General features: G+C 33.6%; 33 protein-coding genes. 18 read left to right on the top strand and 15 right to left on the bottom strand.

Annotation, left to right across the window (positions count from 1 at the left end; translation table 11 throughout):
- Positions 1-9: 9 nt before the first annotated feature.
- The 11 genes from ACJMMI_RS10540 to ACJMMI_RS10490 all read right to left on the bottom strand — a co-directional run bounded on the left by ACJMMI_RS10540 (position 10) and on the right by ACJMMI_RS10490 (position 7596).
- A complete protein-coding gene (locus ACJMMI_RS10540; RefSeq protein WP_405355513.1) occupies positions 10-402 on the bottom strand; it encodes a hypothetical protein in 393 nt (130 codons plus the stop codon).
- Positions 403-443: 41 nt separating this feature from the next.
- Positions 444-1109, bottom strand: coding sequence for a hypothetical protein (locus ACJMMI_RS10535; protein ID WP_405355512.1), 666 nt, complete (start codon positions 1107-1109; stop codon positions 444-446).
- An 82-nt stretch (positions 1110-1191) separates the two neighbouring features.
- Positions 1192-1620 carry a hypothetical protein gene (locus tag ACJMMI_RS10530; RefSeq protein WP_405355511.1) on the bottom strand — a complete coding sequence of 143 codons (429 nt, stop codon included), beginning with the start codon at positions 1618-1620 and terminating at the stop codon, positions 1192-1194.
- Position 1621: 1 nt separating this feature from the next.
- On the bottom strand, positions 1622-2044 hold the full coding sequence (locus ACJMMI_RS10525) for a hypothetical protein (RefSeq protein ID WP_405355509.1): 423 nt from the start codon (positions 2042-2044) through the stop codon (positions 1622-1624).
- Positions 2022-2582, bottom strand: a complete 561-nt coding sequence (locus ACJMMI_RS10520) for a hypothetical protein (protein WP_405355508.1) — start codon at positions 2580-2582, stop codon at positions 2022-2024. The genes ACJMMI_RS10525 and ACJMMI_RS10520 overlap by 23 nt, the downstream gene beginning before the upstream one ends.
- Positions 2583-2593: 11 nt before the next feature.
- A complete protein-coding gene (locus tag ACJMMI_RS10515; protein ID WP_405355506.1) occupies positions 2594-3325 on the bottom strand; it encodes a hypothetical protein in 732 nt (243 codons plus the stop codon).
- Positions 3326-3407: 82 nt separating this feature from the next.
- Positions 3408-3704, bottom strand: a complete 297-nt coding sequence (locus tag ACJMMI_RS10510) for a hypothetical protein (protein WP_405355505.1) — start codon at positions 3702-3704, stop codon at positions 3408-3410.
- 67 nt (positions 3705-3771) lie between these two features.
- Complete coding sequence (locus tag ACJMMI_RS10505; protein WP_405355504.1) at positions 3772-4137, bottom strand: hypothetical protein; 366 nt, start codon at positions 4135-4137, stop codon at positions 3772-3774.
- A 95-nt stretch (positions 4138-4232) separates the two neighbouring features.
- A complete protein-coding gene (locus ACJMMI_RS10500) occupies positions 4233-5567 on the bottom strand; it encodes a phage major capsid protein (RefSeq protein ID WP_405355503.1) in 1335 nt (444 codons plus the stop codon).
- Entirely contained in the window at positions 5567-6187 is a 621-nt protein-coding gene (locus ACJMMI_RS10495) for a hypothetical protein (RefSeq protein ID WP_405355502.1), read from the bottom strand. The genes ACJMMI_RS10500 and ACJMMI_RS10495 overlap by 1 nt, the downstream gene beginning before the upstream one ends.
- Before the next feature lie 62 nt (positions 6188-6249).
- Entirely contained in the window at positions 6250-7596 is a 1347-nt protein-coding gene (locus ACJMMI_RS10490) for a phage portal protein (RefSeq protein WP_405355501.1), read from the bottom strand.
- Between the two features lie 159 nt (positions 7597-7755).
- Here ACJMMI_RS10490 and ACJMMI_RS10485 point away from each other — a divergent pair, with 159 nt between their 5' ends.
- Positions 7756-7893, top strand: a complete 138-nt coding sequence (locus tag ACJMMI_RS10485) for a hypothetical protein (protein ID WP_405355500.1) — start codon at positions 7756-7758, stop codon at positions 7891-7893.
- Positions 7894-8201: 308 nt separating this feature from the next.
- Here the strand turns inward: ACJMMI_RS10485 and ACJMMI_RS10480 are convergent, their stop codons facing one another.
- From ACJMMI_RS10480 to ACJMMI_RS10465, 4 genes are read right to left on the bottom strand one after another with little or no spacing between them, the layout of a single operon-like run.
- Positions 8202-10097 carry a hypothetical protein gene (locus ACJMMI_RS10480; protein WP_405355499.1) on the bottom strand — a complete coding sequence of 632 codons (1896 nt, stop codon included), beginning with the start codon at positions 10095-10097 and terminating at the stop codon, positions 8202-8204.
- Positions 10075-10434, bottom strand: a complete 360-nt coding sequence (locus ACJMMI_RS10475; protein WP_405355498.1) for a hypothetical protein — start codon at positions 10432-10434, stop codon at positions 10075-10077. Before ACJMMI_RS10475 ends, ACJMMI_RS10480 begins: the two co-directional genes overlap by 23 nt.
- Positions 10418-11128: a hypothetical protein gene (locus ACJMMI_RS10470; RefSeq protein WP_405355497.1), complete on the bottom strand. Its 711-nt coding sequence runs from the start codon at positions 11126-11128 to the stop codon at positions 10418-10420. Before ACJMMI_RS10470 ends, ACJMMI_RS10475 begins: the two co-directional genes overlap by 17 nt.
- The gene (locus ACJMMI_RS10465) at positions 11110-12318 is read right to left on the bottom strand and encodes a hypothetical protein (protein ID WP_405355496.1); all 1209 of its coding nucleotides are present in this window, start codon (positions 12316-12318) and stop codon (positions 11110-11112) included. The genes ACJMMI_RS10470 and ACJMMI_RS10465 overlap by 19 nt, the downstream gene beginning before the upstream one ends.
- 1284 nt (positions 12319-13602) lie before the next feature.
- On the opposite strand from ACJMMI_RS10465, the gene ACJMMI_RS10460 reads away from it, so the two are divergent.
- The 17 genes from ACJMMI_RS10460 to ACJMMI_RS10380 all read left to right on the top strand — a co-directional run.
- Complete coding sequence (locus ACJMMI_RS10460) at positions 13603-13830, top strand: hypothetical protein (protein ID WP_405355495.1); 228 nt, start codon at positions 13603-13605, stop codon at positions 13828-13830.
- Between the two features lie 19 nt (positions 13831-13849).
- On the top strand, positions 13850-14767 hold the full coding sequence (locus ACJMMI_RS10455) for a DUF4121 family protein (protein ID WP_405355493.1): 918 nt from the start codon (positions 13850-13852) through the stop codon (positions 14765-14767).
- 10 nt (positions 14768-14777) lie between these two features.
- Positions 14778-14978, top strand: coding sequence for a hypothetical protein (locus ACJMMI_RS10450; protein WP_405355492.1), 201 nt, complete (start codon positions 14778-14780; stop codon positions 14976-14978).
- Positions 14979-15007: 29 nt separating this feature from the next.
- A complete protein-coding gene (locus tag ACJMMI_RS10445) occupies positions 15008-16078 on the top strand; it encodes a methyltransferase (RefSeq protein ID WP_405355490.1) in 1071 nt (356 codons plus the stop codon).
- A 28-nt stretch (positions 16079-16106) separates the two neighbouring features.
- A complete protein-coding gene (locus tag ACJMMI_RS10440; protein ID WP_405355489.1) occupies positions 16107-17111 on the top strand; it encodes a hypothetical protein in 1005 nt (334 codons plus the stop codon).
- Positions 17102-17287, top strand: a complete 186-nt coding sequence (locus tag ACJMMI_RS10435; protein ID WP_405355488.1) for a hypothetical protein — start codon at positions 17102-17104, stop codon at positions 17285-17287. The genes ACJMMI_RS10440 and ACJMMI_RS10435 overlap by 10 nt, the downstream gene beginning before the upstream one ends.
- A gap of 57 nt (positions 17288-17344) precedes the next feature.
- Positions 17345-17590 (top strand): hypothetical protein, encoded by a 246-nt coding sequence (locus ACJMMI_RS10430; RefSeq protein ID WP_405355486.1) that lies wholly within the window; start codon positions 17345-17347, stop codon positions 17588-17590.
- 12 nt (positions 17591-17602) lie between these two features.
- On the top strand, positions 17603-18280 hold the full coding sequence (locus ACJMMI_RS10425) for a hypothetical protein (RefSeq protein WP_405355484.1): 678 nt from the start codon (positions 17603-17605) through the stop codon (positions 18278-18280).
- A 9-nt stretch (positions 18281-18289) separates the two neighbouring features.
- Positions 18290-18430 (top strand): hypothetical protein, encoded by a 141-nt coding sequence (locus tag ACJMMI_RS10420; protein ID WP_405355483.1) that lies wholly within the window; start codon positions 18290-18292, stop codon positions 18428-18430.
- Positions 18431-18465: 35 nt separating this feature from the next.
- Positions 18466-18867: a hypothetical protein gene (locus ACJMMI_RS10415; protein ID WP_405355482.1), complete on the top strand. Its 402-nt coding sequence runs from the start codon at positions 18466-18468 to the stop codon at positions 18865-18867.
- 34 nt (positions 18868-18901) lie between these two features.
- Positions 18902-19159 carry a hypothetical protein gene (locus tag ACJMMI_RS10410; protein ID WP_405355480.1) on the top strand — a complete coding sequence of 86 codons (258 nt, stop codon included), beginning with the start codon at positions 18902-18904 and terminating at the stop codon, positions 19157-19159.
- Between the two features lie 64 nt (positions 19160-19223).
- Positions 19224-19646, top strand: a complete 423-nt coding sequence (locus ACJMMI_RS10405) for a hypothetical protein (protein WP_405355479.1) — start codon at positions 19224-19226, stop codon at positions 19644-19646.
- 44 nt (positions 19647-19690) lie between these two features.
- Positions 19691-21022 carry a hypothetical protein gene (locus ACJMMI_RS10400; protein WP_405355477.1) on the top strand — a complete coding sequence of 444 codons (1332 nt, stop codon included), beginning with the start codon at positions 19691-19693 and terminating at the stop codon, positions 21020-21022.
- A 35-nt stretch (positions 21023-21057) separates the two neighbouring features.
- The gene (locus tag ACJMMI_RS10395) at positions 21058-21336 is read left to right on the top strand and encodes a hypothetical protein (RefSeq protein WP_405355476.1); all 279 of its coding nucleotides are present in this window, start codon (positions 21058-21060) and stop codon (positions 21334-21336) included.
- Positions 21333-21647, top strand: a complete 315-nt coding sequence (locus ACJMMI_RS10390; protein ID WP_405355475.1) for a hypothetical protein — start codon at positions 21333-21335, stop codon at positions 21645-21647. The genes ACJMMI_RS10395 and ACJMMI_RS10390 overlap by 4 nt, the downstream gene beginning before the upstream one ends.
- Positions 21631-21900: a hypothetical protein gene (locus ACJMMI_RS10385; RefSeq protein WP_405355474.1), complete on the top strand. Its 270-nt coding sequence runs from the start codon at positions 21631-21633 to the stop codon at positions 21898-21900. The genes ACJMMI_RS10390 and ACJMMI_RS10385 overlap by 17 nt, the downstream gene beginning before the upstream one ends.
- Positions 21888-22338, top strand: a 451-nt coding sequence (locus ACJMMI_RS10380; protein ID WP_405355473.1) for a hypothetical protein, incomplete at its 3' end; no start/stop codon positions are given. The genes ACJMMI_RS10385 and ACJMMI_RS10380, both read left to right, overlap by 13 nt.

The raw sequence follows: 22338 nt of genomic DNA, 5'->3' as shown, positions 1-22338 counted from the left end.
CGACCTCGCTTAATTGTTTGTGTCGGGTGTAGCCTTTTGCGTGGAGTTCCCAGCCGATTTTGACTTTTTTACTAAAGCCTCTTTGGCTTTTTCATTTTCCGTATGTTTTTTATGCCATTGTACTAATACATCAGTAATATCAATAGGTACGCCATACTCAAGTAACTCTGCAAGAGTGTTGCATTGAATTTGTGTACCGTCCTCTAATTCAACATCAACAGGTTTATCAAAACCAAGACAAGTATTAGAGAATGTCATTAAATTATCTTTATTTGTATTACCCTCGGCACTACGAAAATAATCCATACTGCGAGGCAACCTGAATGTTGCCCCAACAGTAGAATTATCCTCAAATTTGATTTTTGCCTTGTATGTAACTTGATTATATGCTCTTATTGCCATAATTCCCTCGCTCCTTTATTATTGCAATAGTGTACTAACAATTAGGCAGCAATTCTGTTTTCTTTAACGAACTGCGGCTCAAATTCGCCTGTTGTTACTGACAAAGATACATCAGCAGTTTTTGCAGAGTTTGTACCACCGCTAAAGCCACCTGATGAAATTTGTGCTGGAGTGTAAAGTGTTAAATCTTTTACATCATTTCCAGCGATACCCTCTGTCAATACAATAGCGACATTTACATCTGCTCCTACGGCACTTCTTTCATAAGAGCCGTCTGCCTGTTGTGAAAGCAAGGTAATTAAATTACCCATAACAACATCAGTAGCAGTTTCTTCGCCTGTTGATGTTTCTACAACAAGTGTGCCTGAAAGTTCAACAGTCAAGCGACCTGCTCTATAAGTCGTGGTTTTGTCGCAAATTGCAGTAACGTCAATTTGTTCTTTGTCAAAAGTTCCGTCAATGTTTTGAAAACCGCAGAATTTTGTCATTGTTAATGGTTTAACCTTGTCGCCACTACCAAGAGTAATAGCAGTGTGAGCCAAAAAGATGTCGCCAACGGCTAATCCGTTTGGAATAGTGCTATCAGATGTAGCAAGGGCGGTAACAAGATAGCGTGTGCCAGCAGTTAAAGAGCCTGTTGCAACTTCGCTGCCAATTTCAAAAAAGTAAATTCCGGTGTCCTCGTTAATAACTCGTTTTACAGTCATAAGTTCCCCCTTTTATTGTTTTTTAAGATATTACACTTTTCTTTATCATCATCATAAACCAATATTTTATTTTTTGCAACAATTATAAGTGTTCATATTTAAAGATGAACTCTGTAAAACCCTGCCCTGTTTCATTTGTAAAAGTTGCTGCATTTTTTGTACGTTGTCTAACGGCATTTGTAATACGATATTCTGACAAATTTTGCAAAGATTTAATCATATTATTTAATTCCTGCAAAATTTCATCTATTGCCATATCATTTGTCGCATATACACTAAACTGAATATCTGAAACACCAGCAGTATTATAGCCCTCGTCATTTTGGCAAAGAGTTTGAGCGTTTATATCGTTGCCACTGTCAAGAACATGCAAAACGCAATAAGGAGTTTTTTGGTTTGCAGGAGCAACGCCAAAAAATATATTACCTTTTAAGAGGCTACCAGCACCCTCATTAAGCCCTGTTGAATTTTCTTTTAAGGTTTGCCATAAGTCTATATTAAAAGTCCTCATATTAAGCCCCCTCGCTCGGCTTTTTGAATATTACATTACCGTCCTCGTCCGTAGGAAATTGAACATTCTCGTTAATAAATTCTATACGATATTCGTTATGGTCAACTTTGCCACACCTTTTAATCATGCCTATATTTTGATTTATAGGAATGATAGAAAAGAACGAAAACGCCTTGCCGTCAACATTTCTCAAAACCATTTTATCATCAAATTTAACTGACGTAGGAGCAAATAATATTCCTGACATTCTTAAAGTTTCTTTATCATAAATGTCAAGTAATTTTGAATAATATTGCCCCATAGGATATTGAATTAAGCCCCTAAACTTCTTTTTGAAAATATAGTCGGCATGCCTATTCTCATAATCATCAACGGCTGGCTTTTTCCATACGCTTAATATCTTATAATTGTCCTTTAATAACATCAGGATATTCCCCATTTCCGATTTTGACTAATTCTTGACCGTCCTCCAAATCAGGATTAGCAATAAACTCTGCCATAAGTCTAATAACAGGACGATACTTTTCAGGCACTACCATTCTTTCAATAACGGCAGGCTCTTTGCGTGGCGTATGGAATGGACTTGTTTCAAGTTCAAAAACGCCGTTGTTTTTATCTCTCACTATTGAAAGCCCTTTATAAGTATCAGAGTTCCAAGCAATAACATCACCTATTGTCGCTTGAAAGCCTTTAAGGTTTCCAATTTTATTCGCCCCAGCAAGCCCAAAATGACCCATAACAGCATTTTGACCCTTATTGCAGTCAGGGCAACGATTATAAGGAGTTCTAAAATAAGCGTTGTTAATTTCAACCGACACATCTTCTATCGCCTTTACAAGTTGTTCCGGTGTGTATTTTTTTTTCTCTCTGATAGCCGTATCTTCTGCCACAAATTTTGGCTCTGCTCCAATTTCAGCCTCAAACTTTTTACCTCTTTTTTTAGTTTGTTTTTCCTCTGACATAATCAGCCTCCCTATGTTGAAATATGTTGAAAATATTTTACTGCGTCCTCAAGGTGTGTAGGATATGAACCTAATCCATAATAATTATGAGGCTCAAAGTTAGTATAGGTATAATTACCCAAACGCTCTTGTCGTTTTTCCTTATCCTCTCTTAAGAACAAATCATAAGCAAGCATGGCAAATACATTATCCAAGAATTGAGGGGGGAAATCAACGAAAAGCAGCCCGATAGTTTCTGCATTTCCGCTAACTCGCAGATTAAGCCCCTTGTTGTCAATTTTAACAGTATTGTTGCTTACTTCTAAAACCTGTGTTAGATATTCGTTTGTGCAAGTTTTAACGATAATATAATCGTCTGCTTGAACATCTATATCATCATTTATGCCTGTAATGTTAATTTCTTCTTTTGTGTTCTCGCCATAAGCCAAAATAACATCTTCGTAAATATGTGAGTAAAGGCATTTTGCAAAAGGATTATGAATTGCATTACAAACTGACATAATGAATGGAAATAAACTATATAATATTGTTTTGTCGATATTTTCATCAATTTGTTGCCATTGTTCATCAACAAACTCCCAACTTGTACCGTCAGTTGTTAATAACGCAGTTGTCCCCTCAATATCAGTAATAGGCTCTTGAGTGGTTTCGCCGCTTTCCTCGTCAGTAACTTCATTATAAAGGCTCTCGACAACCAAATCATATTTATTAGACAATAGTTTTATCTTTGCTAAAGCGTTCATTGTTTATTCCTTTTTCTTAAAAAGCCCTGCCTCATTTGCAGGCAAGGCTTTTTAATTGTGTAGTGTACTTTTAATGTAAAGGTTATTTCTTTTCTTGAATAAGTTTAATAATATCAGCCTTATTAAAAGCCTCATATTCCTCGTCAGTATATTCTAAGCCGACCTCTTTTGCTTTTTCTACCAATTCAGCCTTATTCATTTTATCTAAAGGTTTTTCGTCAGGTTTCTTTTCTTCTGAATTGCCTTTAACAATTTCACATATACCTTTAATATGTTTGTAGAATAAAGGGTCAATGTTAATTATTTCGCCCTTTTTCCCAAATTTTTGTCCCTCTGTTTCAGAGAGATAATAATTATCTCGTTTTAGTTTAACTTGCATTGTAAAGTTCCTCGCTTTGTTGTTAAAATTGTATCACAAAAAGTCAAACAGGGCATAGGGGTTTAGCCTATGCCTTTGAGTTTGACGGTAAAGTTAATAAATCAACTGTTCTTGTCAAGCCAGTCGGTAGCGTAATGCTTGCGATATAAGGCTTTGTTAAAACGATTTCAAGATAAGCAGTTTTAGTTCCGGCTTTAGTTCTTGCCTTAATGTATTGCTTGTTCAACGCAACAGGGTTTGAACCGTCAGAACTTTCAGAAACATTTACAGTAGTTCCGCTAACAATAGCGTCTGCCTCTGCTTTTGTACCAGCGTAGTTTTCAGCACCGCTTGCTCCGTTTGCTAATACGGAAAACAAAGTTTGGTAGCCAACAGTAGCGATATTAGTTGCAGCAGCAGCCTTTTCAAGTTTGTCAATAAGTGTATAGCACATAATATTTGCTCCTTTATTTCCTTTTAAGTAGTAACCGTTTTTATTTGAGGATTTTGGGGCTATTAAAAGCCCCTATCCCCCCAAATCAATTTTTCTTATGCAGCAGTACCGATTAAGAGTTTAACGTATTTGAACTGTGTCAAAACTGCGTCATATCTTTCAGTAAGCAACATATCTCTGTTCTTTAAGTGGTCATGTATCATAAAACGACCAACAGGGCGTTTATAACCAGCCACCGCAGACGGAGGCAAAATTGCTGCTTTTACATTTGCTGCAACTGCTGCCGGAAGTGTAAAGCCGTCATCAAAAATTACAGGAACATTTAACAACGGTACAACTGCGTCAACGTGGAAAGGTTGTGTACCTAACCCTTTTTGAACAAAGCCAAGTTCAAATTTATAACGATAATTACTGTCTTGTTCAGTAATAACATTCGCCCAAGTTGTTCTGTCAATGAACAATACACCTTTACATCTATTTGCTATACATAAATTCATAATATCGGTCATTGTTACAGTTCCACTTGTAGCAACATGAACTTCGCCAACTTTACCATAAGTATTACCTCTTTCATAATTGATAATACCTTTGATTTTTTCAGCAGAATTTCCAACCCAAAGGTCTTTTGCTACGCCTCTACGACAACCTCTAACAAGTTTACCGTTGACATAAGTTTCAATTCTGAAAGCAGTATCTTCAATTTCATCGTATGTAATTCTTGCTGGAGCGTCATAATCTTTTAAGTTTAAGTTCGCAGAAACAAAGCAACCGTCATCAATAGAGTAGCCAATTCTTTCTAATGTTTCCTTAACTGCGGCAACATTTTCGTCCGGCTCAACTGTGTCAACGATAACTTTTTTAGTTCTGCTCATAGCAGGCTCAAAGTTGATAGCGTTAAATAAACCCTCGTCATATTCAACAAAGTCCTCTCTAACATTAGGGTCAACTTCCGGTATAATCAAAGCACCGCCTCTGCTATCGTCAAAACCAGCAAAGCCAGCGATAGTAGCGTCAAGTTTGATTTCTTTTCCGTTGATAGCGTCCCTTACTTGTTTGTTCAATTCAACAAGGTAATCTCTGTATTGCTGGAGGGTAACTTTTTCAGCACCGTCCCTAATACAAGAATTTAAGCGTTGTAATTGTACTTTTTCAATTTCAGTAGCGTCATCAACTTTAGATTTAGCATTATTAGCGTTTTGCAATTCAACTAATTCTTGCTTAACTTTGTCAATAGACTGTGAAATTGTTTCTTCAAGTTCAGTTTTTAAACCGTCCTTGATTTCAACACCTTTTGCCTCAAGTTTAGTTTCAACGGCAGAAACAAGACTTTTCTGCATATCTTCTAACTTGATTTCCTCCGTTTTTACAGGAGGTTGATTAGACGGTGTTCCCTCTAATTGTACTTTAAATTTGTCAGCATGTTTTCTCATTACTGTTCCCCCTTTATTGCTTTAATAACATTTTCTAATGCTGTATGCACATCTGCGTTAGAAATTTCAGTTTTGATAACTGTTTCCTCCGTCTTATCCCCCTGTGCTTGAGGTTTTTTTGTATTTGCAAACTCTAAAAGAGTTGCATTTTCATTGGCTGGAATATCAGTTAAAGATACTTCGTACCAGTCAAATTCTGTTACATGAAATACATCATCAATCCACTCGCCGTCAAGCGACCAGCCGCCTATTGAAAGTCCAACATAAATACCCTGTTCATAAACAGCAAGTAGTCTTTCGTTGCCTGATTTTGGTATTTCTAAAACAACTAATACTTTCTCGCTAATTTCTTCGCAAGAAACAACCTTACCAACAGGTAAGCCATGTTTTTCATAAACGGCAACATTTTTGCCTGCGGCTTTATTTGCAGCCCAAGCGTCCAATAACGCTTTATTTTCCACAATAAACCCAGCAGAGTTTTTATCAGGAGTGCTTGCAATAGCCATAATGTATGTATATTTTTCCTCATCACGCTCAAAGTCAAATTCAAGTTTAACCTCGTTTTCATTGACCTTTTGCAGTTTTAGAAAAATACGTTTTCCGTCTATCTTTCCTGTCATTAGTTTTCCCTCTTTGATTTAATAATATACGATTATTATTTTTTTTGCAACAATTTGTATTTTTATTCGTTATTTTCGCTTGTAAATTCCGTTGTATTATTGCCATTCATGCCGCTTTGAGTAACTTTAACACTTTGAACAGTTAATTCATCGTCCCTATAATCGCCAAGAGGAGCGTAGTTATACATTCCCCTGCGTTCTTTTACTGTAAATATACCCAAAGTAGGCAAATCTTTCATCATAGACAAAAATCTTGGTCGCAATGCAGGGATATTCTGCTCAAGATAAAACACCTCAAGGTCGTCAAACCCGACATTTTTATATTTATAAACATCAAATAAATGGTTAAAAATACCTTGAAATAAAGGGCAAATAGTCATATCAAACAACATGAGCATGCCTTTTTCATAGTCTTTACTTTGAACAGTTTTACCCAACACCCAATTTACACCAAGTCTGCGATATATTGCGTCCTCTGCGGCTTTTAACACCTCCGAAAACTCCATATCTTTATTATTTTGTGAGAATTGTTTTACATCTTTTTCAGCAGAACCGTCAATAATTATGGCACTTCCGGCATTTCCAGCCCCAGCATGCTTAACCCTTATTTCTTGCCTTAATTGTTCCCTATGTTTTGGATTTAATAAAGATTTAATCAGGAATATAAGTGAGGGTCTTGCCCCATTTTGCAATAAACTTTTATTATGATAGCAACCAAACCAATACATCAGGGTTTCAATGCCTGTGCCAAGCAAAATAGACGCTGGCAAATATGAACATTGAGGGTCAGCATTCCAATAAGGTGCTAAAATATAATTTCTATCATCTTCTTTTTGATAATAAGTTCCATTAAAAATATAATTTCCGTCAAAAGAACCTGAATTATTGACCAAATAAGAGCCAATACGATTATTTGCGACATCTGCTGTTGCAGATACCAACTCTGCGTCCAAAATTTTAATAGAAACAGGCTTTATGCCTTTAAAAATAAAGGCATAATATACAATACCATGCAAAATATAGTCTTTTGAGGATTTTTCAAGAAATTTTTTACGATTTACTCCGGCAGACGGATTTTTAAACAGTTGATTTAACTCTTTTAAGCGTGTATCGTTTGTGCGTTCTGCCACTTGATTTTTAGTTTTATCCCAAAAAACAGGCTCTATCATTTGAATATTGTTAGCAATGAGGTCAACACTTGTGCCCACGCAAGAAATTTGCCTGTATGCAGCGTCCCACTCGGACGGTTGTAATACAGGTTTACGCATATTTGTTGAAAAATCATGATACGGAGTTCCGACAACCTTGCCGTCTTGAATAAGGACATCGCCTCCCTCACAAAAGCCGTCATCTTCTTTTATTTTTTTAATGTAGCCCATGCGGCTCATTATTTTATCGGTTAAGGACATCTAAAATTCCCCCTTTTATTTTAGATGATAGCCTAAATTTTAAAAATTTTCAACAATTAGTATGCCCTGTTATCAGGGAGCGACCCTGACTATCGTTGCGTAGGGCTTACGCAGACTTAACAAGCCTCATTTTCCCCGAACTTATTAAAGGTGCGACCTTTGTATCGTGCAAAGTTCTTGCTTTTTCCGGACAAAGTTTTTGATGTCAACATCAACGCAAGAGAATTTGAGCCGAATGTGTTAAGCGAGTATGAGGACAAACGCTTTGAGGATAGCCTGACTTTCATTTATAAATGACTTTCAGTAGCCATAGCCTTGTTTGCCACTAATACAAATCATTATATCCAATTTGGCATGCTTTGTCAATTAAATCGGCTGGAGGCTTGCCATATTTTACAAATAAACCTTTTATAACTTGCCTCAAAACAGGGGTATTATAACCCTTTTGTGTTGTTTTACAGTATCGGTAATAAATACAGTTTTGGCATGTATGTTGCAAATAACACTCAACCGACAGCAAAGTCCACCCTTTGCCAATGTTTACCTTACGCCATTCCCAAGTTTTATTGCCTCTGTTCTTATTTTTTTTATTTTTTCTACCCATTCTAACTAACTCTAACGGCTAAAGAGCCAAATTTACCTTTTAATAACAAACATGCCAAATTATCAGGAGCGTCATCGTGTTTTACACCTTTTTTATAGCCCCAAACTTCTTTTAAGTATTCTTCGTCAGTTTCTTCAACAAACTGTACTGCTGGTAGCAATTCTTGCCCCTCCTCACGCCAATAAGGACGGATAGTGCTAACGATTTTTGTATGCTTATTCATACTTTCATGGTAACTATCAACCACAAAGCCTAATTCTCTAAACTTGTCGCCCATAAGCCCCTTATCAGTATTAGTTTCCATAAATATTTTTGAAACACCGCACTCAAACAAAACTTCTGCAACTTCCATATAATTTTTATCTAAAGCCGTTTTATACATACGACCATATACAACGACCTCGTTTGTTTCCCAATTACAAGCCCCTATACCAACGGCAGTACGGTCATCACCCGAATATGCTGCGTCAATGGCTGCAAAAACCTCCCAAGCGTTCTGATAAAAGGTTTTTGAATAATTGCCAACATTTTTAATTTTAGGAAACGGTTTTTCAGCGTCAGAAACAAGAGATAGCATATAGTTTGCTTGGAATAATGCGTCATCATTCAATACACGCTTTTTCCACTCAATATCCTCTTTAGTCATCAAACCTGTTTGATAGCAATTATATACAAATAAACCACGCAACATATTTAACTGTCGGATTTCTTTTTTAATCGCTTTAACTTCTTTTGGCGACAAATTTCTTAAGTCTATTTCTTCAAGTTCCTTTTGCCTATCGGATTTCTCTTTTAAGCCTCGCTCCATAAGGGCAAAAGCGTCCTCCTCATGCCAAGGCGTACCAATGTTAAGTATGCGAGTATCTGAAAAGCCTTTATTATTTGATAGAATGTTCATTAATTCCTGATACTTTGCAATAGTGCTGCGTCTTTCAGCCTCACTCTCTCTGTCGTCAGTAGTAACAATATCGTCCGTTATAATCAAGGCAGCGTGTTTACCTGTCAGTGGCGAGCCAAGCCCTAAACCTCTTAATTGAAATTCCCCTGAAAGACTTGTATTTAAGTTAGTATCAATGCTTAACGCAGTATCAGTAGTTTTTTTAAAGCCGCCTTTTTTGACAATATCGGGGTGTAAAATGTTAATAAATGTCTGAAACAAAGGCGTGTCGAGAATTTTACTAACACCATTTACAAGTTCTTTTACAGCGTCCTCCGATTTACGCAATAAAATTATGGTTAAAAGAGGATTTAATATAAGCAGAATGGCTATGCAGAGCCTCAAACAAGTTGACTTAAAACTATCCCTGTGTGCTTGGTGGACGGTAACACGAAATCCTTGAGGATTTAACACCCATGTTTTAATCCATTCGCTATGAATAGGCTCTAACAAGTCATAACCTGTCCCCAGCATACGACCAACCATGTGTGCCTCGTTTGTAAGCAGATGAACAACCTCCTCTTTTGTCCAGCGTTTCTCTTGTTCCTCTTTTCGTTTGCGGTCATACTCAATTTTTGCCTGACGAACAATATCCAATGCGGTCGGTTGTTGTTCTTCCTCTTGGGTAGGCGTAGATATTTGCTCTTGTAAAAACGCCGGAAAATGCTCTCTTGCCTCATTACGCACAATATCCATTCCATTATGAGTAAGCCAAAATTCCCCACCTTTTACTTTGCTATCTTTACCTTGACGGTGCAAAATATAAATACCACGCTGCTTAAATATAGGCGTACCCAACAAAACAGTCCTTGCAAGATTTTCAGGAAAGACTTTTATAGAACTAACAAAATCAAAATATTCAGGGTCAATAGCCGAACAATAGCCTCTGTTGCTATTGAGAAACAACATAAACTTGATATAATTATTGTATTCAGTATTATTTATCGGAGTTCTCGGCATTTTCTACCTCAATATAGTCAATATCAATAACACCCTCTTTTTGTTCTTCAATAAGGCGTTGTTTTTCTCTTGCCATAAGTTCTTTAACCTCATTATAAGAGGCATTAAGGTTGACATTTACTTGTGTAATCGTTGTTTCCGTCTTATCAGCCCATTTGCCTTTTGAACGGTTTTTAAGAGTAAATTTTATAGCGTCAATATTTGGAGGTAATTTTGCCTCAAGAGTATGTACGCAGCCGTCTTTGTCTATCTGCTCTTTTGTAACAGTAGCCCCCTCAATAAGTTCTTTTAAGCCCTGCTCCGCTTTCTCTTGCCATTCTTCATCTGATAGCGTCATATTGCCCCTCCTCATAGTTCGCCCACACTAATACTGTATCAGAAATTTGCTTAAATTGGTAGTTCCACTTTCTTTGCAGCACTGGTAATATAGCCTGCGGCGGCATTTGAGGCGTGTCAGGGTCGCAAACTAAAGACACTTCATAAGGGTATTTTGGATTTTTACTACCGAATAAATATAATTCACTTACTATTCTGACAATTTGTTTATATATAGAATTTTTAGTAAGTAAATTTGCAATATTTGAAAAATAAGGTAAAATCAGCCTAAAGCGGTCTTTTTGGAATATAAGGCATTTTACATGCATTGAACACTCTGCTACCGGAAAAATCCTGTCATAATATTCAGCCCACACCTCATATCCAAGTTTTGCAAATATTCTTTTAACATCATACAAAGCCCAAAATTTGCGATTATAAGTAAAGCGAGCCAACTGTTTGTAATATTTCTCGTCCTTGTCAAACGAGCATGCCTGCAATTTATACTCATAAAATTTGCTGCCCTCACAATGCGAAGTCAATTTTAATTTTCCCAAAAAGCAGAGGGTATTAAAGAGGTGTGAGTTGAGTTCCACCTCTTTATGCCCTATCAGTTCCCATACGCCACCATTCTTAATAATGTTATTACATCGTAACAAATCTATGTTTGCCTGTAAATCGCCTGCATTGGCTATTTTTATTTTTCTATACGCCATTGAAAATCTACTCCCATAAATCCACCTAACAACAATTTACCAGCCAAAAACTCCTCTTTAGCCGTCTTAAAGTATAATCCTTTAATGCCATGCGGATATTGTTTTTCATATTCTTTGACAATTTTTCTATAACTTGTCTTTTTGCCAAATACATCAATAGGCTGGTCAAAGTCAAATTTATATTTGCGAGCCAATATCATAAGGTCATTTTTAAGGTTGTCAGCATTGTCATAGGTAAAGTTTATCTCGTCAGGAGTTTCAACATCGGGGTCATCAGACACAAGATAAATAGTATCGCCTTTAACCGTATCTATTTTATCAATAAAGGAATTTTGCAAGTCCTTAATCTCTTTAGCCTTAACCTCGTCCAATTCTCGCCCAAGCCTCAAGGCATAATCAACAAATTTCTTTTCAGGGTCAGCAGGCTCGTCCTCGCTCATAATCATGCGATACTGAATGCCAAGTTGCTGCATTTCCAACATTGCAGGCGTAAGTTGACTATAACGCTTTTTAAATTCAGGGTGTATTCCGTTCATTTCAGTACAAGGTGTAGAGAAAATCCAAGAGCCTTTTGCTCCTGCCACCTCTGCCACCTCACTTGGGTCAACTTTTCCGTCAAATATCATTTTAAGAGCCAACATCGGCTCAAAATTAGTTAAATCATTTACAGGCTTATTGCAGTCTTTAACAAAGTAAAAATCCGTCCTATCAACATTCTCGTCAAAAGGTTCGCTATATTTATCTATCGCCTCACGTTCCAACTGCTCTGCCAGTTCCCAACGCTCGTCATTAGTATAAACAGGATATACTTTTGTTGATTTTGTTTCCTCGTTATCAGGGACAGGCGGCTTTGAGTTGTAAGGGTCGCCATTTGCAACCGCAGGCTGCGGTTGTGTAGGTGCAACTTGCTGAATAATTACAGGCTGCGGTTTAACCTTAATTTTTGGTGTAGCCTCTTTCAAACTCTCGAAAGACTGACCAAAGACATACTGACTAAAAAACTCGTCCATTTTAGCCTTTTCCTCTTTGGTTAGCCTTAATCCATATTGCTTAACCTCACTCAAGGCAGCAGGGTCAAGTCCGTTCAAATCAGGGTTTCGCTCCCCTGTTTCAAAGAAATAAGCAAGGCACAGATAGTCCCTATGGCTCATCTTTTTGCGGTATGTAATTTTTTTTACCGAATTTGTCATTTTTAATTTTCCCTTTCAAATTTTATTCGTTGTACTTTTTTACACTTTTTTGCATTTTGTGTAATTATTATAACACGATAATTATGTTTTTGTCAAAAGCGTGCAAAAATTTATATAAAATGAATGGTCAAAATTGTAAAATTTAATGATTTGAAATATGATAATTATAAAATATTTAACTTTGAAATGTGATAATTATATTTTTAGTGTGTGGTTGTGTTGTGGTTGTTGCAAAAAGTGATAATGCAAAATGTTTGAAATTTGAAAAATTTTTCTGGGGGTACTATCGGGGGTTTGAGGCTTGATTTTGCAGGTTTTCAGGGGGTAGGGGGGGGTCTATGCCTTACGGCTCAAGGCTTTCCAGCCTCGTTACTTTTGCCCTCTTGAGCTTTTATCCGTCCGGTTACTTGCTTTTATTGGTTGTATCGTTTCGATATATACCGATAATAAATATTATGTAAGAAGTCCTTTGTTTTGCTTGCTTGCTTATGTTTATATGTCTGAACTTTTACCCCCTCTTAAATGGCTTGCTAACCGCCTGAAATTTAATTTTTAAGCAGGGTAAACAATAGCCGGATTTTATGCGGTTGATTTTTGCCCCCTTGCCCTGATTTATTGCCCCTCTTGAGCCGTCCGGCTTGCCGTTGCTTTTATGCTTGTATGCCTGAAAGCCTTACGGCTATTGATTTTCAAGCCTTTTTGCCCTGACTTTAGCCCCTTAAATGCCTTTATAGTCTTACTTTTAACCTTTTTTGATACTTTTATATAATACCGAGTAATTTTTATTATTATTATTATTAAGAGAGAGAAAAATATATTTTTTATACCTTAAAAAGTCCCAAAAGTCCCTCAAAGTATTACTACATAAGGCTTTTAAGCCTATCAAATTCCCAAAAAGTCTATCAAAATCAATAGGCATAAGCATTTAAGACATATTAACAAGGTATTAAGGCAATAAAGACAAGGCAAAAGAACAAAACAAAAGCAGGAAAGCAAGGAAAGACAAGGAAAAGAGAAACGAAACAACAAAGAGCCGGAAATATTAAAAACTCATACAAATATATGATTTTTATAAAACTTAATAATTTTAATCAAAATTATACAAGCCCAAACCCTTATATATTAAGGGCTTTTAATTTAATGTAAAGTTTTGTAAATGTTATATATTAAAAATAACATTTAAGGGTTGAAATTTTATTTTATTAGTTTATAATGATAATAGATATATCAATTTATTTGATATAAAAAGAGCGTACAAAATGAATAAATAAAGGACGGTAAACCATGACACTAAACGAATTTAAAAACAAAGTTCAAAATATGTCCAAGCAGGATTTTAAAACTTTTTCAAATTTAATGTATAGAACTTTTAATTTTATTTTGGCAGTTGAGGACATGGACATGGCAGAGATAAACAAATTGCAGGCACTACCAAAAGAACATAATATAAACACCTCAAGCATGGAACTAATGAACGAATTTAAAAGACTTTTTAATTTAGATATTGAATAAAAGCAAAGGAGCGTACAAAATGGAAAACTTAACACAAAATTTTGATGTAGAGCAATTTTTAAACGAGCATGAATTATATGTAAGAGCATGGCAAGTTGATAAAAATATTTTTAATAAATTTGATAAAGATATTATTATTGAGATTATTAAAAATAACTATTCCTTTATAAATGAACATGGATTAACTGTTTTAGATGTTCAAATGTATATTGATATCCAAAACAGATTTAATGCAAGAACACAAAGCACTAAAAAACCTAATCCGGCAGACGTTTTAGAAGTATGGAGCAATAATAATAAAATATTTTATCAAAATGCACATATTGAAAAATGCAGTTATAATGATACAGGCTGGACATGGTGTGAACATGCAAGCAGTCATTATATAGATATTGATTGTTTCAGCACATCAGGCGGAGCATGGCATGATTTAGATATTAAAAATATAAAATATATCGGCACTGCTTTTAAAACAATATGGACATGGGGACATACCGGAGCAAGAGGGAACGGAGGCATGTATATAAAAGTAAAAGTAAATAAATTTAAACTTGTGCTTGATAGAAAATATATTGCTCTTGTCGTTTCAAGAATTTTCAATTCTGATTATAAATACATGGTTAAAAATTGGGACAAAGCAAGCCCATGTTTTTATAGCACGCAGTCATGCTTTAAAACTATGAGCGAATTAAAACAATATTTAAAACAAAGACATTTAAAAATCGGTAAAAAATTATCATGTAACAATTTTTATCATGAGATTATTGGGGATTTTGACATGGTACAACACATGAGCAAAAAAGAATATGACGCCATAAGAGGCAATATAAAAGAATTTGCCTTAATGAGCAATGGGGAATTAACAGGGGCTTTTTACAAAAATAAACAAGTTCATTTTTGTAACCCAAATGTAAAAGATAGAAAAATTTTTAAATAGGAGGCTTAACATGATATTAACATTATTTTCTATTGATGATGAAAAATTTTATTTTATGACAGGCACGCAAAAACCGGAAAACATAGCCCGATACATAAGAAAAGGCAAAATAAAACCATTAAACAAAGAACAAAAAGCCGACTATATAAAAAATATGGCAATTAAAAACAAGGGCTTAATAGTTCAGGAAATTATCACAAAAACAGTTTAAAAAATAAAAATATAGGAGCGTTTTAAAAAATGATAAATGAAAAAATAAAAAATTATGGTTTATATTCTTATGGAGCAGTTGAAACGGAGGAACAATTAAAAAAAGCCGTTGCACTTGCAGTTATGGAAGTATGCACTTCTGATTATGAATTTTATAATAAAATAGCAAATAAAAATCTATATATTGATGATTTTATAGAGGCATGCATGCCATGCTTGCAATTAGACATAAGCGAAAAATCAAATGTATATACATTTTTGAATTGTGCAAAAGATTTTTATAATTTGCCGGACTTAAAAAGCGTTTTATATAAAATTTATAAAGAGTTAGCCGAATACATAGAGGAGGACGGCACAAAATTATTTTACACCGTTTCAGATGTTTTCGATATTATTGAAACTCATGAAAATTTGCTTGTATTACCTGAAAAATGGCTATCTAATCAAATTTATAAAAAAATAACCGAATTTTTAAAAAGTTTTAATTGCATAAGAACAAAATATAAAAAATGCACTGCTTTTAAAAATCAAGGGGACTTTACGAACGAACAAATATTACAAATAGGCAAAAATTTAAAAGGTGTAACCCTATCAGAAAAATTTGATTTTTACCCTACACCGGACGAATTGAGCGAAAAAATAAGAGAATTAGCAGAAATAAAAAAAGATGATTTTATTCTTGAACCGTCCGCAGGCATGGGAAGTCTTGTAAAAGGTTTAAATAAAAATAATATTGTATGCGTTGAATTAAGCCCGATTTTAGCAGAAATATTAAAAAATAGCGGTTATGATACAAAAAATATTGATTTTATGGAATATCAAGCAAAAAGACAATTTGATAAAATTTTAATGAACCCTCCATTTTCTAAAAACATGGACGCTAAACACATAACACACGCTTTTAATATGTTAAAAAACGGCGGTGTATTAGTTGCAGTGCATACCCCTACAATTAAAACCGCAGAAAATAAAGCATGTAAAGACTTTCAAAAAATATTTAATCAATATGCAGTAAGCAGCGAAACTTTTTCAGGAGCGTTCAAAAATAGCGGAAAAGGCACAAATATAAATGTATGTATAACAAAATTTATAAAAGAGTAACAAAATAAAAAGTAAAGGACGGTAAAAAATGAAAAAATTTGACGACAGGATTAAAAAAATTCTACATGACAATTTTGGTATAAATTGGCATAAACCCGAAGATATTAACATAATATCAGGGCAAGGGAAATTTACTATTGACAACCTTATAAAAACACATCAGTTAAGCGAAAATAATTTAAACTTATTGCTTGTTTCTTATCCTTACTATGGGGACAAAGAAAACTATACAACAAAAATAGTTCAGATTAACCCTGATTTAAAAAATATTGACCTATTAAGCACTTATAAATTTTGGTTTAGTTATTTAGGAAAATTTAACACAAAAAAAGATTTTGAGGCATGCCGAAAAGATGAAAATATTTTTTACTGGATTATTGAAATAAAACCGGAGGCAATAATCAATAAAAAAAATATAAATATTGAGCATGAAATTATGTATAATAATAAAAATATGCTTGAACGCTTTATTGTTGAGAGTGAGGCATATATAAAATATGCTTTAAATTACAGTGCTATTGATGTAAGTAAGGACGGTAAAAAATATTCTCTTAATATTACTACTATGTATGGCAGAATTAAAATAAATAAATATGACACTGAAAACGGCTTAAAATATTATGTTTTGCAAGATGTTTTGGATAAATCCGGCTATCCGGTTTATCAGTATAGAGAACGCTTAAAAAGTATCTTGAGAAATAATAAATTAAATAATGTTAAAAATGCCGTTAAAAATGGCACATTTACTGAAAGAAACAACCATTTATTAAAACTTATCATGGATACAAAAAAAATATATCTTGCAAAATTAGAACAAGCCGACACATCGGAGGCAGTTTTACAACTTGAAAGCCGTTTTTGTTTCGCTAATAGGCTTAAAAAATACGAACAGTTTATTGAATACCAAAAAAATGCCCTCAACGATGAACTAAGCGTTTATAATAAATTTACATCTATTGATGAAGTTATAAACGAATATTGCGAAATAAAAAATAAAATTTTAGAAGATAAGGAGGCTCTATCATGCTTATAACTTACCAAAACTATAAAGGCGGTATAAATAATTTATGCGTAGTTAGTGAAGATTTTAGAGGCAATACCTTTAGTGGAATTATCGGAAAATCTACAATAGACGAACAACACGCAATTAAAAATTTTAAAAGAAATTATCGTAAACATAAAGGGGTAAAATACCCATACGCAGATTAAAATTAATACTTGCTTTATATCAATATTTTTGATATAATTTAATAGGAGCATGACAAAATGATAAAAAAAACAACCGAGCAACAATTAAAAACTTTAGAAAAAAAATATAAAAAACTTGCAGAAAAACACCGTACTTATTTAATGCAAGAGTATGTTAAGAAAAAACAAAGAGAAAAAACCTTTTCAACTCTCAAACAAATTATTTTTAAACTATGTAAAAAAATTCTTGAAATTACATCAGATGAAAATTTACTTGAAACAACCGAGCAAATACAAAAAATAGTGAATAGTACAAAAATATAGGAGCATTTTAAAATGTCAAAAAAATTACAAGATTATGTAAAAAGATTAAAAAAATTTTTAGAGGAAAATTATATTACACACCCTCTCAAAATGTATAATTATTCATCAAAAACAGTTGAAACCGAAGAAAACTATTTTGTTATTGAAACTAAAAACGCAGGGCTTGTAATGATACACCCTGATTTATGGACTTGTGATAAACCGTACAAATACGATTTATTTACTCAAAAATACTGTTATGAATGGGATAACGAAAAAGAAAAAACTTTTAAATTCAGAACCGTATATGACGGCAAATTTAAGAAAAATAATATCTATGCTAAACCTTGTATTGATGATATTGAGTTTTTCATATCAAGCGAATATAGAACTACAATACCGCCAAAAGGTTTTATGTGTCCTGCTGAAAAAGTAACAAAAGAAGAATATTATTTATTAAAATCTGTTGCTGATTTTATGGCAGAAAAATTAAAAAACAAATTTGATAAAATGCAGGATATAGGCACGCATACTCAAGGGTTATTTGAATATGGTTTTTACAAAAATAATGATTATATTGCCGGAGTTGAAATTTTATCAGGCAATAAATTGGCAATACTTTTATCAAATCAAATAGTAAAAGAGCGTACACGTTTTTTTGTTTCTTCTCTTGAGGAGGCAAAAACAAAAATAAATCAGTTAATTAAATAGGAGGTAAAAATGCAGTATAGAATTGACTTTTATTCAGACGGAGAATTGACAGAGCAGGAACAAGAAAAAATCATCGCTTTACTTGATTTTTTAGAATTACAAAACATTATTATCTCTAATGAAAAAGACAACCCTGAAATATTTATGTAGTAAAAAAAAATAAAAAAATGAAAGGATTTAACAACATGACAAAACTTATTATTGAATTGCCCTCTTGGGAAGTAAACAAAAACGATTTAGCAGAAATTGCGAACAAAATGCAGGCAATAGAATTATCTTTTAACGATTTAATAAATGATATTCCTGAACTTAAAAAATTTGATAATTTTGAAGATTATACTATCGAGGCAAATTTATCTGACCAGTATGATGAATTTTTTATTGCAGGAAAAATAAATGACGAAGAAAAAAATATTTTTCTTGAAGTTGTTACAAGAGAGGTGGCTATATCAAACGATAAGGAACTTTTATCAATGTCCGGTAGTGGATATACCAAAAGCGAAATTGAAAACAATTACGAAGTCGGAGGGGCTTTATCGGGCTACAAAAAATTAGGTAATACAAATTATTTTTATAGAGAAATGTAGAAAAAAAATAAAAAAAAGAAATGGAGTGTAGAAAATGAAAAATAAAAAAATTACTTTAAAATCTCAATTAAAAAGACTTTTTGTTATTATACTTTTTATTAGTATTATAACTCAAATAAATATAGCGATTACAGGGGCTATTCAACATCAAACTAAAGAAAATCAGATTAAAAAAGAATTGATGTTATGCCCTCCTGACTGCTGCACTATTGCGGAGGATTTGAGCGAATACGACTTACCTAATCCCCCACAACTTGAAATTTTAGACATTGATGTAAAACCAATAAAATAAATTTGACTTATATTATTTTTAATGATATAAAAGAGGTAGATTTAACAAAAAAAGGGGCAAGCACATGGCAAGAAAATCAAAAATAACAGGAAAAATTATTGACCGAGTAAATGAGTTAATAAATAACGGAATTTATAAAAAAGATATTCCGGCATACATTGAGAGAGAATTTAACGAAAAAATATCACGTAGAACGGTATTTAAAATTTGTGAAACTCTACATATTCCTGAACGAGAAGAAAAAAAATCAAAAATAATAAATATAGCAAATTTAATATCGTTACGACTGCTTTATTTTTGTGATGATTTGGAACTTTTAACAAAAATGTTTGCTGGCGAATGTTGTTATCAAGAAATAGAAAAAATAATTATTCCCGAAAAAGTATTGTCAATTATTCCGGAGCAAAAAATAAAAAAAATTGTTCATCTTTCCGAGCGAGCAGGGCTTAAACTTGATGTGGAATATAGGCAGAGAGCAGTTTTATAAGAGCGTGCAATTATTATCAAAAATTGTGATATAATAGGTTTAATATGGCAGAGTTACAAGTAATAGATGAAATAGTTGAAGAATTGCACAAAATTAGAGGGGTAGATTTACCGAAAATCTGCTTAAAAATGATAGTTTTGTCATACATGATGTATTGTGCAAATACTTTTGATTTTAAATATAAAAATGAGGACGGTCAAGAAATCCGCTTAAATTCAGGTTGTATAATTCTTTGTCAAAAAGGTAGCGGAAAATCACGAACTTTAAGAGCCTTGAAACAAATTTTTGTATGCGTAGATGAAGAACGTATTGCACGCTATAACAGGGCTTTGTCTTTACATAGTAAATTTTTAGCAAAAAGCGAAATTCCGCTTACCGATAGTCAAAAAAAAGAAGTTGAGTTAGCCTATCAAGAGTTAGGTAGAGAACCAATTACAACCTTTGACGACCCGATAACATCAAAAGGACTTTGTGAAACTTACGCACAAATAAAAAAATATTATACTAACAATTTATTATTTACTGTGGACGAGGCAGGCGACCGCTTATTCAGGGACGCTTTTTCTGCAAATCCGTCCATATCTGCAAAAGAGTTTGTCGCTGCAATAAACCAATTATTTGACGGATATTGTGGCATGGGAAAATCCAAAACATCAAGAGCGGAGGGAATTACCTCTCAATACAATGTAGGGGCAAACTTTATATTTGTTTCAACGGCAGAGTTTTTAAAAGACTGGCAAGTGCAACAACGCTATCAAAGTTCTTTTGAGGGTGGTATTGCAAGGCGATTATTGTATGTAAACTGTCCTCCAATAGACAAATTACATACGAATAGAAAACGCTATCACCCGAATTTTGACCGCTTTATTCCTCTTGCAAAAGAAGTATTTACTCAACACCGAAATCAACATGGAATACCAGCAAGCGAGGCTCTTTGGGGTATTTTAGAACAACAAGGGGCTGGGTGTAATATTACTATTGATGATGAATTTCTACTCCTGCTGTTTTGTACCGTCTTGGCGGTATGGACGAATGATTTGGAAATTCAACCTTACCATTGGCAATATATGGTAAATACCTATAAAGAAATGAAAGCCCTATCGCTTGATGTCATAAAAGACAATACCTCAAGTTATGAAAAAATTTGCGTATTCATGCGTGAATATGCAGAGCAAAAGAGCAAGAGCAAGGGTAAAGTGCCTTTAATTGAAATAAAAGATTATTGTGTGCGAGAACGAATGATAAGTGAGGCACGCTTTAAAAAATGGTTTAATGAAATTTGCGAGGAATTTGTAAAAACTAATTCCGGCAAATATATCATAGAAAAAAATCAAATGTACGCATGGCTGACTGAAAATTTTGCATACAACGGCTAATCAAAAAAAAAAAAAAATAAAAAGGAAAACAGATAATGTCAAAAGCAGATTTTGAATATATGTTGAATAAAAAAATTGAGGCTGGCACGCTTTATTATACAACTTTTAATGGCAATTTTGTTTGTAATCGCTGTAATAATCGTGGGGCTTGGACTGATACTTGCCGGAAGTTTAATAAAAAAATAAAAAAAATAAATCAAGCAAATGGCGGTTTTCATCATGAACCTTGTCAAGAATGTTTGAACTATAAATTACAACAACAAGATGTAAATTACATAAGGTCGTGTTATAACCGAAAGCGAGGTATAAAATGAAATCTTCTAAAAATAAAACTGAAATAGACGATATTCAACCTTTTATAAATGTACTAAAAGACGCTCAAAAACAACTTGAAAAGATAGGAATATACCTTGATTTTAGTATTTATACAAACGGATTATATGAATATCAAGACTACGAAAAATATAAAAATTACACAAAAGAACAATTACAAGAAGTAATCCAAAAGAAAAACGCAACAATATCAACTCTCAATGGAAAAGTTTGGTATTATAAGCATGACGCAAGATACTACCAAAACCGATTTAAAAAAGAAAAGGAAAAAATAAATGCTTACAGGAAATGAAAAAATAAAAGATTTGAATGACAATGATATTTTGAATTGGCTTTGTAATGGGCTGGGAGCAAAATGTACAAAAGGGTATTTTGAACATGCTAATAATCATTTAGGCAAATACCGCATATTGCATATAGAATTTGAAAAACCTTTTACAACGCATAGAATATCTTTTTGCAATGACCTTGCAAATAATAAAACATTAAAAGAAATCAAAAGCGTTATTCTTTGGTCAAGAGAGGAGGAAACATGCAGACGCTAAAATTTACAATAGAAAATTTACTTGAGGAGCGGTCGGGAATAATGTCAAGTACGGAATTTTTTAAATATCCGTCTGCCGAAATCCCCCAAACAAACGAATTTGCACTCAAATATAAAGATTATATGTTAGACTGTTGCAAAAATGCAAATATGTTTTTTGTACCAGCCCTTGATGTAAAAGAGGCAGAAAATTTTAACGAAAAAACTTGTCCACCATTTACAAATTGCTGGTTTGATTTTATGCCGGAAATTGAAGATACCGAAAGTGAGATACATCAACATTTAAGAGAACAGTTGGGGCTTGCCGATTATTGCTATGTTAAAACCTTTGTTAAAGGTGTAGGACTTTTTGAGGTGTCGCCTACTTTATACCTTACCGTATTTGTTACAAAAGAATATATCTATGACCGCAAAGACGATAAAAAAATTGGCATGACTG

The sequence above is a fragment of the Ruminococcus sp. genome, from assembly GCF_045129435.1.
GTDB lineage: Bacteria > Bacillota > Clostridia > Oscillospirales > Acutalibacteraceae > Ruminococcoides.
This window is presented reverse-complemented; position numbering and strand designations above follow the sequence as displayed.